General features: G+C 73.6%; 4 protein-coding genes and 1 pseudogene. 2 read left to right on the top strand and 3 right to left on the bottom strand.

The features are described from left to right. Positions 1–1,298 (bottom strand): beta-ketoacyl synthase N-terminal-like domain-containing protein (locus tag AOK22_RS31910; RefSeq protein WP_425264093.1); only part of this gene is annotated, 1,298 nt, incomplete at its 3' end. Positions 1,299–1,324: 26 nt separating this feature from the next. Continuing rightward, the gene (locus AOK22_RS31905; protein ID WP_055702202.1) at positions 1,325–6,724 is read right to left on the bottom strand and encodes a type I polyketide synthase; all 5,400 of its coding nucleotides are present in this window, start codon (positions 6,722–6,724) and stop codon (positions 1,325–1,327) included. 962 nt (positions 6,725–7,686) lie between these two features. On the opposite strand from AOK22_RS31905, the pseudogene AOK22_RS43165 reads away from it, so the two are divergent. Both AOK22_RS43165 and AOK22_RS31900 read left to right on the top strand, forming a co-directional pair. Then, positions 7,687–8,175 (top strand): annotated as a pseudogene (locus AOK22_RS43165) (ATP-binding protein); the annotation flags it as partial. Between the two features lie 198 nt (positions 8,176–8,373). After that, on the top strand, positions 8,374–10,503 hold the full coding sequence (locus tag AOK22_RS31900; RefSeq protein WP_237773094.1) for a helix-turn-helix transcriptional regulator: 2,130 nt from the start codon (positions 8,374–8,376) through the stop codon (positions 10,501–10,503). 108 nt (positions 10,504–10,611) lie between these two features. Here the strand turns inward: AOK22_RS31900 and AOK22_RS31895 are convergent. Continuing rightward, on the bottom strand, positions 10,612–11,059 hold a 448-nt coding region (locus tag AOK22_RS31895), incomplete at its 5' end, for an acyl carrier protein (protein WP_244165187.1).

The following is an 11,059-nucleotide window of genomic DNA, read 5'->3' as shown; positions in this document are numbered from 1 at the left end:
GCGTTGGTGCCGGAGATGCCGAAGGAGGAGACGCCCGCGCGGCGCGGGCGACCGTCGGTGTCCCAGGGCCGGGCCTCGTTCAGCAGCCGTACGTCGCCCGCGCTCCAGTCGACGGCGGTGGTGGGCCGCTCGGCGTGCAGCGTCTTGGGCAGGACGCCGTGGCGCAGGGCCATGACCATCTTGATGATGGCGCCGACTCCGGCGGCGGCCTGCGGGTGGCCCATGTTGGACTTGATGGAGCCCAGCCACATCGGCCGGCCCTCCGGGCGGTCCTGGCCGTAGGCGGCGATGACGGCCTGCGCCTCGATGGGGTCGCCGAGGGTGGTGCCGGTGCCGTGCGCCTCGACCACGTCGATGTGGTGCGGGGCGAGCTGGGCGTCGGCGAGGGCCTGGCGGATGACGCGGATCTGGGCGGGACCGCTGGGCGCGGTCATGCCGTTGGAGGCGCCGTCCTGGTTGACGGCGCTGCCGCGGATGACGGCGAGGACCTCGTGGCCGTTGCGCACGGCGTCGGAGAGCCGCTCCACCAGGAGCATGCCGGCGCCCTCGGCCCAGGCGGCGCCTGCGGCCTCCTCGGAGAAGGAGTGGCAGCGGCCGTCGGGCGACAGCGCCCGGCGCTCGCTGAACTCGACGAACATCTCGGGGCTCGCCATGAGCGCGGCGCCGCCCGCGAGCGCCAGGGAGCACTCGCCCTTGCGCAGCGCCTGGATCGCCGAGTGCAGCGCCACGAGCGAGGAGGAGCACGCGGTGTCCATGGTGACCGCGGGGCCCTCCAGGCCCAGGGTGTAGGCGATACGGCCGGAGACGATGCTGCCGGAGATGGTGCCGCCGATGTAGTCGTGGTGCATCAGGCCGACGAACACGCCGGTCGGGGTGCCCTTGACCTGCTGGGGGTCGATGCCGGCCCGCTCGAACGCCTCCCAGGTGGTCTCCAGGAGCATCCGCTGCTGCGGGTCGGTGCCCGGCGCGTCCTTGGGGCTGATGCCGAAGAACGCGGGGTCGCACTCGGCGGCGTCGTGCAGGAAGCCACCGTGGCGGACGTAGGACTTGCCCGGGGTGCCGGGCTCGGGGTCGTAGATGGCGTCGATGTCCCAGCCGCGGTCGACGGGGAACTCGGTGACGACGTCGATGCCTTCGTCGACGATGGTCCACAGGTCCTCGGGGGTGCGGACGCCGCCCGGGTAGCGGCAGCCCATGCCGATGATGGCGATGGGCTCCCGGCCCTGGTCCTCCAGCTCGCGTACGCGGCCTCGGCTGCGCTCGAGCTCGGTCGTGGCCCGCTTGAGGTAGTCGCGCAGCTTCTCGACGGTGGCGGACTCTTCCATTACAGGGCTCCCAGTTCGTTGTCGATCCTCGCGAAGAGTTCCTCGTCGGTGGATGCGGCGATGTCCGCCTGTGCCACCGCGGCGTGCCGCCCGTGCGTGTCCTGCCAGGTCCGCAGCAGCGCTTCGAGCCGTGCGGTGACGCGGGCGTGGCTGCCGTCCTGGTCGGGCAGCGCGGTCAGCGCGGCCTCCAGACGGTCCACTTCGGCCAGGGCGGACCGGGCCAGGTCGGCCGGTCCGGGGATGAGCGCGGTCTTGAGGTACGCGGCCAGGGCGACCGGCGAGGGCTGGTCGAAGACGAGCGTCGCCGGCAGGTTCAGGCCGGTCGCCGCCGCGAGGAGGTTGCGCAGTTCCACGGCGGCCAGTGAGTCGAAGCCCATCTCCTGGAAGGCGCGGGAGGGCTCCACCGACTCCGGTGAGGCGTGCCCGAGCACCGCGGCGACGTGGCCGCGCACCAGGTCGAGGAGGGCGCGGTCGCGGTCGGCGTCCGGCAGCGGCGCGAGGCGTTCGCGCCAGGACGCGGTGCCGGCGCCCGGGGCGGGCGCGGCGGCGGCGCGCCGGGCGGGCCGCACCAGGCCGCGCAGCGGCGCGGGCACTCCGTCGGGCCTGGCCCGGACCGCGGCGGCGTCGAGCCGGGTGGCGTAGACGACGCCGTCCTGTCCGCCGAGGCTCGCGTCGAGGAGTTCGAGTCCCTGCGCGGCGGTCAGGGCGGGCAGTCCGATCCTGCGCATGCGCTCCAGGTCGGCGTCGTCCATCTGCTCGGCCAGGCCGCCGGCTTCGGACCACAGGCCGTAGGCCACGGAGACCGCGGGCAGTCCGGTGGCGCGCCGGTGCGCGGCGAGGCCGTCGAGGAAGGTGTTGGCGGCGGCGTAGTTGGCCTGGCCCGCGCCGGCCAGCAGGCCCGCGGTGGAGGAGAGCAGCACGAACGCGGAGATGTCCCGGTCCCGGGTGAGTTCGTGCAGATGCCAGGCGGCGTCGGCCTTCGGGCGCAGCACCCGCTCGACCTCCTCGGGGCCGAGGGAGGCGAGCAGGCCGTTGTGGACGGTGCCCGCGGCGTGGACGACTCCGCGCACGTCGTGCGCGTCGAGCAGGTCGGCGAGCGCGGCGCGGTCGGCGGCGTCGCAGCGGGCGACGGTCACCTCGGCGCCGAGCGCGGTCAGTTCGTCGCGCAGGTCCGCCGCGCCGGGGGCGTCCGCGCCGCGCCGGCTGACCAGCAGCAGGCGGCGTACGCCGTGGCCGGTGACGAGGTGGCGGGCGATGAGGCCGCCGAGTCCGCCGGTGCCGCCGGTGATCAGGACGGTGCCGTCCGGGTCCCAGTGGACGGGGCCGCCGGGCTTGGCGCGGGCGAGCCTCGGCACGCGGATCTGTCCGTCGCGCAGGGCGACTTCGGGTTCGCCGGCGGCGAGCGCGGTGACCGGCACGGTGTCGTCGCCGTCCGCGTCGGTGTCGACCAGCAGGAAGCGGCCCGGGTTCTCGGCGATCGCGGCGCGCACCAGGCCGGACAGCGGCGCGTGGGTGAGGTCGTCGGCGCGGGTGAGCACCGCGAGCCTGCTCCCGGCGAACCGCTCGTCGGCGAGCCAGTCCCGCAGGGTGGCGAGGGTGGCGACGACGCGGTCGCGTACGAGGGCGGGGACGTCGGCGCCGTCGGGCGCGGGCGGCACGGGCAGCACCACGACGTCGGGCACCGGGTCCGCCTCGGCCAGGGCGTCCAGGCCGTTCCCGTCGAGTACGGCCACGGAGGGCGCCGGCGCGGATGCCGGGGCGGGCAGCGGCGCGAGGTCGACTCGGAACAGCGACTCCTCGGCCTCCCCGGCCAGTTGGTCGGCGGAGACGGGCCGGGCGACGAGGGTGCGCACCGAGGCGACCGGGGCGCCGGTGGCATCGGCGAGGGCCAGGGCCACCGATTCGGGTCCGGACTTGGTCAGGTGCAGGCGCAGCACGGGCGTCCCGGCGGCGTGCAGGGTGACGCCGCCCCAGGTGAAGGGCAGCACCGCCTGGCCGTCGCCCAGGTCGACGAGGTTGACGTGCAGGACCGCGTCGAGGAGCGCCGGGTGGACGCCGAACGCACCGGCCGTGGCGCGGGCGCCGTCGGGCAGGGCGGCCTCGGCGAAGAGTTCGTCGCCCCGGCGCCACATGGCGCGCAGGCCCTGGAAGACCTCGCCGTAGCCGTAGCCGGTGCGGGCCAGGTTCGGGTAGAGACCGTCGAGGTCGACGGGCTCGGCGTCGCGCGGCGGCCACACCGTCAGGTCGTCGTGGGGGACGTCGTCGGCGGGTTCGGCTGCGGTCAGCACGCCGTCCGCGTTGCGGGTCCAGGGCGCGTCGGGGGTGTCGGCGCGGCGGGACCACACGGTCAGCGCGCGCCGCCCGTCCTCGTCGGCGCCCACGGACACCTGGACGGCCATGGCGCCCTGTTCGGGCAGGACGAGCGGGGCGTGCAGGGTGAGTTCGTCGACGGTGTCGCAGCCGGTGCGCTCCCCCGCCTGGAGCGCCATCTCCACGAAGGCGGTGCCGGGCAGCAGGACGGTGCCGTGGACGGCGTGGTGGGCCAGCCACGGCTGCGCGGACACCGAGAGCCGGCCGGTGAGGACGGCGCCGCCGGAGTCGGGCAGGTCCGTCAGGGTGGTCAGGAGGGGGTGCCCGGTCGGCGTCTGGCCGAGGCCGGCCGCGTCGCCGGTCCCGGCGGCGGCCGCCTCCAGCCACAGCCGGTCGCGCCGGAACGCGTACGTGGGCAGGTCGGTGCGGCGTGCGCCGTGCGCGGCGAAGAACGTCGGCCAGTCGACGGGCGTGCCGGTGGCGTGCAGGTGGGCGAGGGCGGTGACCAGGTCGCGCTCCTCGTCGCCCGCGCGGCGCAGGGCGGGCACCGTGACGGTGTCGTCGCCGACGCAGCCGCGGGCCATGGCGGTGAGCGTGGCGTCCGGGCCGACTTCGAGAAGGGTGCGTACGCCGAGTGCGGTGAGGGTGTTCACGGCGTCGGCGAAGCGGACGGTGCCCCGGACATGACGTACCCAGTAGTCCGGATCGCGTACGAGATCGGCATCCGCTATCTCACCGGTGAGCGTGGACACCAGCGGAATGCCCGGCTCGTGGAACGTCAGCCCCTTCGCGACCGCACGGAACTCATCCAACATCGGATCCATCAACGGCGAGTGGAACGCATGCGAAACAGTGAGCCGCTTGCTCTTCTCGAACCGGGCCGCCACCTCCTCCACCGCGCCCGCCTCACCGGACACCACCACCGAACGCGGACCGTTCACCGCCGCGAGACCGACACGACCGTCCAGGAACGGACGCACCTCCTCCTCACCCGCCTGCACCGCCACCATCGCGCCACCCTCCGGCAGCGCGGCCATCAGACGGCCACGGGCGCGTACGAGGGTGACGGCGTCCGGCAGGGACAGGACGCCCGCGACGTGCGCGGCGGCGAGTTCACCGATGGAGTGCCCGGCGAGGTGGTCGGGACGTACGCCCCACGACTCCAGGAGCCGGAACAGCGCCACCTCGGTCGCGAAGATCGCGATCTGCGCGTGGTCGGTGCGGGTCAGCCGCTCCGCGTCGCCGTCGACGAGGTCGGCGAGCGGGTGCTCGGCGTCCTGGTCGGCCAGGGCGCACACGGCGTCGAATGCCTCGGCGTACACGGGGAAGGCGCGGTACAGGGCGCGGCCCATGCCGGGGCGCTGCGCGCCCTGCCCGGTGAAGAGGAACGCGGTCCTGCCGCCGGCCGGCCTGAGCGCCTCGGCCGAGGTGAGCGCGGCCAGGAGCTCGTCGCGGTCGCGGCCGACGGCGACGGCGCGGTGCTCGAACTGGGACCGGGTGGTCACGAGCGACAGCGCGACGTCGGCGGCCGGGGTGTCCGGGCGCGCGTCGAGCCAGTCGCGCAGGGCGTCGGTCTGCGCGGCGAGGGACTGGGGGCCGCGCGCGGTGACGATCCACGGGAGGACGGGGCTGTCGGACCTCACCGGGGAGGCGGCGACGGGTGCGTCCGCGTCCTGCTCCGCGTCGGCGTCCGACTCGCTCTCGGCGGGTGCCTGTTCGAGGATGACGTGGGCGTTGGTCCCGCTGATGCCGAAGGAGGAGACCGCGGCGCGGCGGGGCCGGTCGGTGGCGGGCCAGGGGCGGCGGTCGGTCGCCAGCTCCACCGCTCCCGCGGTCCAGTCGACCTCGGGGGTGGGCTCGTCGACGTGCAGGGTGGGCGGCAGTTCGCCGTGCCGCATGGCCATCACCATCTTGATGACGCCCGCGACCCCGGCGGCGGCCTGCGTGTGCCCGAGGTTGGACTTGACGGAGCCGAGCAGCAGGGGCCGGTCCGCGGGGCGTTCGCGCCCGTACGTGGCGAGGAGTGCCTGCGCCTCGATGGGGTCGCCGAGCGAGGTGCCGGTGCCGTGCGCCTCGACCGCGTCGACGTCGGCTGCGGCGAGCCCGGCGCCGGCCAGCGCGGCGCGGATGACGCGCTGCTGCGAGGGGCCGTTGGGGGCGGTGAGGCGGCTGCTCGCGCCGTCGGAGTTGACGGCGGAGCCGCGGATCACGGCGAGCACGGGGTGGCCGTTGCGACGGGCGTCGGCGAGCCGCTCCACCAGGAGCATGCCCGCGCCCTCGCCCCAGCCGGTGCCGTCGGCGGCGGCCGCGAAGGCCTTGCAGCGGCCGTCGGGCGCGAGCCCGCGCTGCCGGCTGAAGTCGACGAACGTCTCCGGCGTCGACATCACGGTCACGCCGCCGGCCAGGGCGAGTTCGCACTCCCCCGCCTGCAGCGCGCGCACCGCCCAGTGCAGCGACACCAGCGAGGAAGAGCAGGCGGTGTCGACGGTGACGACCGGGCCCTCCAGGCCGAAGGTGTACGCGACGCGGCCGGAGGCGATGCTCGCGGCGCTGCCGTTGGCGAGATAGCCGTCGAGGTCGTCGGGGACGGCCGCGAGACGGGTGGCGTAGTCGTTGTACATGACGCCCGCGAACACGCCGGTGCGGCTGCCGCGCAGGGACGCGGGGACGATGCCCGCGCGTTCGAACGCCTCGAAGGACGTCTCCAGGAGCAGCCGCTGCTGCGGGTCCATCGCGAGGGCCTCGCGCGGGCCGATGCCGAAGAAGTCGGGGTCGAACTCGGCGGCGTCGTGCAGGAATCCGCCGGTTCGGGCGTAGGTCTTGCCGGGCCGGTCGGGGTCCGGGTCGTACAGGGACTCCACGTCCCAGCCGCGGTCAGCGGGGAAGTCCGACACGGCGTCGGTGCCCGCGGCCAGCAGCTCCCAGAGGTCGTCGGGGGTGCGGACGCCACCGGGGTAACGGCACCCGATGCCGATGATCGCGACCGGGCCGTGTGCGCGTTGCTCGTTCTCGCGCAACCGCCGCCGCGCCTCACGCAGGTCCGCCGTCGTCCGCCTGAGGTAGTCGAGCAGTTGATCCTCGTTGTTCACCAGCGCGCCATCCGATCGAAATCGAAGAAGGCTTCTCGAATGCGGGCCGACCCATCCGAGTCCCCTGCCCGCTTGCCCTTCCGTTCACGGAGGCTAAGGAGCCCGGGAAGGCGCAGGACACCCCTAGCACCCCCAGCACCCCCCAGTTGCCCGTTCGGACACCCGGTCCTGCCTATCCGTACCGAGTGCCTTTCCCTCGCCGCCCGAATCCGCCATTCCGCACTCCGGCGAATCGGATAGCGGCCGATCCGGAACTGCACTGTGTTGTGCAACCGGGCCGCGCCCCCTCGCAACAACCTCCCAACAACATCCGAACAACCCGGCCGCACCGGCCGGAACAAGTGCGACGCACCATCCGGAAGTTGAAGTTGACAGCGTTGACACGAGACGGATAGCGTCCGATACCGGACTACTGAGCGAATGCGTCGGCACAATCTGCCAATCCAACGCGGCATTGAAAACCGTCGACGCCCGTTCACACAACTGCAATGCATCGACAAAACTTCCACGATCGACACGCGACTACGTGAAAAGCGAAGGAAAGAGATGCAGCGTTTCCCTCGCAATGAACGTCAGCCCAACGTGACGGAAGGAAACATAGGCGTGCGAGGAACGTCCACGGTGTCACCGACCCGACCGGCCCGGATCTGCGAGCCACCACACGCTCCGGCGCACCGCTGTCAGACCGACCCGACCTGAGGCAGCACCGCTCCATCGGTCCCGCCCCCCACCGTCACCGTCACCGGTGCACCATCTGTGGCCCGTCACCTCCGCGCCCCGCCGGGATCCCAGATCAGGGGCCGGACACCCGCCCGAGCACCCGGGTCCGCGGCCGACCGCTCACGGTCGCGCACGCGCCGGGCGGCCCACCCATTCCCACGTTGACCAGGCAGTCCCCCGCTCGGACCGCCGAACGTCGGGGCGCGATCCACGGGGAAAACCGATCTCAGGGGGGCTCACCCATGCGCCTGTTGGACCGCGACAGAGAACTACGGATCCTGCACGAAGCGCTCAGCGACAGCGCGAAGGGAGCCGGCGGACTCGTCATCGTCACGGGCGGCCCCGGGTCCGGCAAGACCGGCCTCGTTCACGCATTCCTCAACTCCGCGGGCGCCACCGGCGCCCGCGTGCTTTCCGCGACCGCGTCGGCGACCGAGCGGGACCGCCCGATGAGCGTGATCCGGCAATTGCTCGACGGCGCCGGGACCGCCTGGCCGCTGTCACACGCGCTGCCCTCCTTGGTCGACAGCGAGGAAACGAATTATCAACAACACGAAAAGACTTGGAACATTGCCGTCACACGGGCGGCCGACGAAGTTACCGCCGCGTTACTCGCCACGGCACCCGATGATCGCCCTCTGCTCATCTCCGTGGATGACGCTCATCTGATGGACCGGGAATCCCTCCAAGGACTCCTGAGCCTGCTCAGAAAAATCCGCACCAGGCGAATACTTGTTGTCTGCGCAACCTCCAGTAACGGCGCTTCTCGGTCAATTGCGCACCGGGAGCTGACGCGGCAGCCGCATCGCCGGGTGCGCCTCGCCCCACTGTCTGAGCAGGGGGTCACCGATCTGCTGGCCCTTCAGGCGGGTTCCGCCGTCCCGGCGGAAATCAGCCGTGCCTATCACCGGGTCACCGCCGGCAACCCCATGCTGATACACGCCCTCCTGGACGACAGCACCCGCGCGCGGGCCGGCATCGGCCGTCCCGTCGCCAGCACCTCCTACCGGCACGCGGTCCTCGCCTGCCTCTACCGCGGCGACGCCCGGCTGATCCGCGTGGCCCGGACCGTCGCGGCGCTCGGCGAGCGCGCCTGCGCCACCACCGTCGGTTTCCTCACGGGCACCACGCCCGCCGCCGTCCAGGACGTCGTGGACGTCCTGGGCGCCACGGGACTGCTCGACGGGTACGCCTTCCGGCACCCGGCCGCCGCCGCGGTGATCCTCGACGACATGGACCGCACCGAGCGCCGCGCCCTGCACAGCGAGGTCGCCGGACTGCTGTACCGCAACGGCTCACCCGCCTCCGAGGTGGCCGGCCAGCTGCTCGCCGCCGACCGCGTCGACACGGCCTGGGGCCGCGGCATCCTGCGCGCCGCCTCCGAACAGGCCCTGGCCGCGGACGACGTGGTGCTCTGCACCAGCTATCTCCGCCTCGTCCTGCGGGACTGCGACGACGAATGGGAGCGCCACGCGCTGTCGGCCGCCCTCGCCCGCGCGGAATGGCGGGTCAACCCGGCCGCCGCCGGCACCTATCTGGCGCCGCTGCGCGAGGCCGCGCTCCAGGACGCCCTCGACCCGCGCGACGCCGCGACCGTCCTGCGGCACATGCTCTGGCAGGGGGACACGGAACTCGCGGCCAAGACCATCAGCACGGTCATGCATTCGCGGACGCAATCCGACGCCCACATCATCGCCGAGGTCGAGTTCATCCGGCAGTGGTTCTACGGCGTCGCGATCGCGGGGCGCAGCGCCGACGTCGGCAGACTCGTCGCACAGCCCCGCTCGGCCATCGGCGACGCCACCGGGCTGCGCGCCAAGATGGCCGTCCTGGTCGGCGGCGACGCCACCGACGCGTCCGTGGCGGCCGTGGCCCAGGCCCTGCAGAGCCACCAGCTCGACCACCTCAACCTCGAACTGGTCGCCATGGCGCTGCTCGCCATCGCGCACACCGACCGCACCGACGACGCCGCCAAGGCCTGCGACGCCCTCCTCGACTGCGCCGTACGCCGCGGGGCCCGCACCTGGCAGGCGCTGCTCGGCAGCATCCGGGCCGAACTCTGCCTGCTCCAGGGAGACGTGACCGCTGCGGCGGAGCGCGCCGTCGAGGCGCTCGACATGCTGCACGCGCACAGCTGGGGCGTGCTCGTCGGCCATCCGCTGTCCACGGCGATCTTCGCGTACACCGCGCTGGGCCGGCACAAGGACGCCGAGGAACTCCTCACCCGCGAGGTCCCCGAGCCGATGTTCCGCACCGTCTTCGGCCTGCAGTACCTGCGCGCCCGCGGACACCACCACCTCGCCACCGACCAGGCGTTCGCCGCGCTCGACGACTTCGAGACCTGCGGCCGGCTGATGCGGGACGGCAACCCCAACCTCCAGAAGGGCATCCCCTGGCGGACCGACCTCGCGCAGGCCAACCTGCGGATCGGCAAGCCCCGCACGGCCCGTGAGTGGGCCGAGCAGCAGCTGCGGCTGCCGGGCGGGCACAGCTCCCGGGCCCGCGCCATGGCCCTGCGCGTCCTGGCCGGCGCGAGCAAGCCGCACCAGCGCGCCCCGCTGCTGCGCGAGGCGATCGACCTCCTCAAGATCTGCGGCGACCACCTGGAACTCGCCCTCGCCTACGGCGACCTGTCCGCCGCGCACTCCGAGCTCGGCGAGTTCGACCGGGCCCGTCTGGTGGCGCGCCAGGCCGCGCGGGAGGCCGAGGCGTGCCACGTGGAGTCGCCCGTGGACGACCGGCTCCTCGGGCACGGCCCCTCCGCGGCACCGGCGCCCGGCGGCTCCGGCGCCGCCGCGCCGCTCCTGAGCGACGCCGAGTACCGCGTGGCGGGCCTGGCCGCGCTCGGCTACACCAACCGCGAGATCAGCAGCCGCATCCACGTCACCATCAGCACCGTCGAGCAGCATCTGACGCGCGTGTACCGGAAGCTGAACGTGGCCAGCCGCACCGAGCTGCCCTCCAAGATGCTGGAGCGCCGCATCCCCGCCCTGCCGGAGCAGGAGGCGCAGGAGGAGCGGGCGGAACACGGGGCCCGCAGCAGCCACTCGACGGTCTGACCGTCGCCGTCGTCCCTCTCCCACCGCGTCGCCCTCCTTCCGGCGCTGTTCCTCCCTCGGCCGTCCCGGGTACTCGCCCGGGACGGCCGAGGCGTCGTACGGCCCGCGTCAGTTGAAGGTGCCGAGCTCGTCGTCGAGGATGCCGAACAGCTCGTCCGCGGTGGCCGACTCCAGTGCGGGGCCGCCCTCCTCGGTCGGGCGCGGCGCCTCCTCCCACTCCTGCGCGCCGCCCCACGCGGCGCTCAGGGCCCGCAGCCGCGCGGCCACCCGGGCCCGTCGTTCGCCGTCGACCTCGGCCGACTCCAGCGCGTCGCCCAGGAGTTCCTCCAGGCGCATCACCTCGGCCTCGACGTCCACCGACGGCTCCCCGGTGTCGCCGCCCAGCTCCTCGAAGAGGTGCTCGGCCAGGGCGTCCGGCGTCGGGTAGTCGAAGGTGAGCGTGGTGGACAGGCGCAGTCCGGTGTCCGCGCTCATGCGGTTGCGCAGTTCGAGCGCGGCCAGGGAGTCCACGCCCAGGTCGCCGAGGGCCCGGCCCGGATCGATCGCGGCGGCGCCG

Origin of the sequence: Streptomyces silaceus, assembly GCF_001419745.1 — a bacterium.
In the GTDB taxonomy this organism is placed as follows: domain Bacteria; phylum Actinomycetota; class Actinomycetes; order Streptomycetales; family Streptomycetaceae; genus Streptomyces; species Streptomyces silaceus.
Note: the sequence above shows the minus strand (reverse complement) of the source record. Positions and strands in the feature narration are given on the sequence as shown.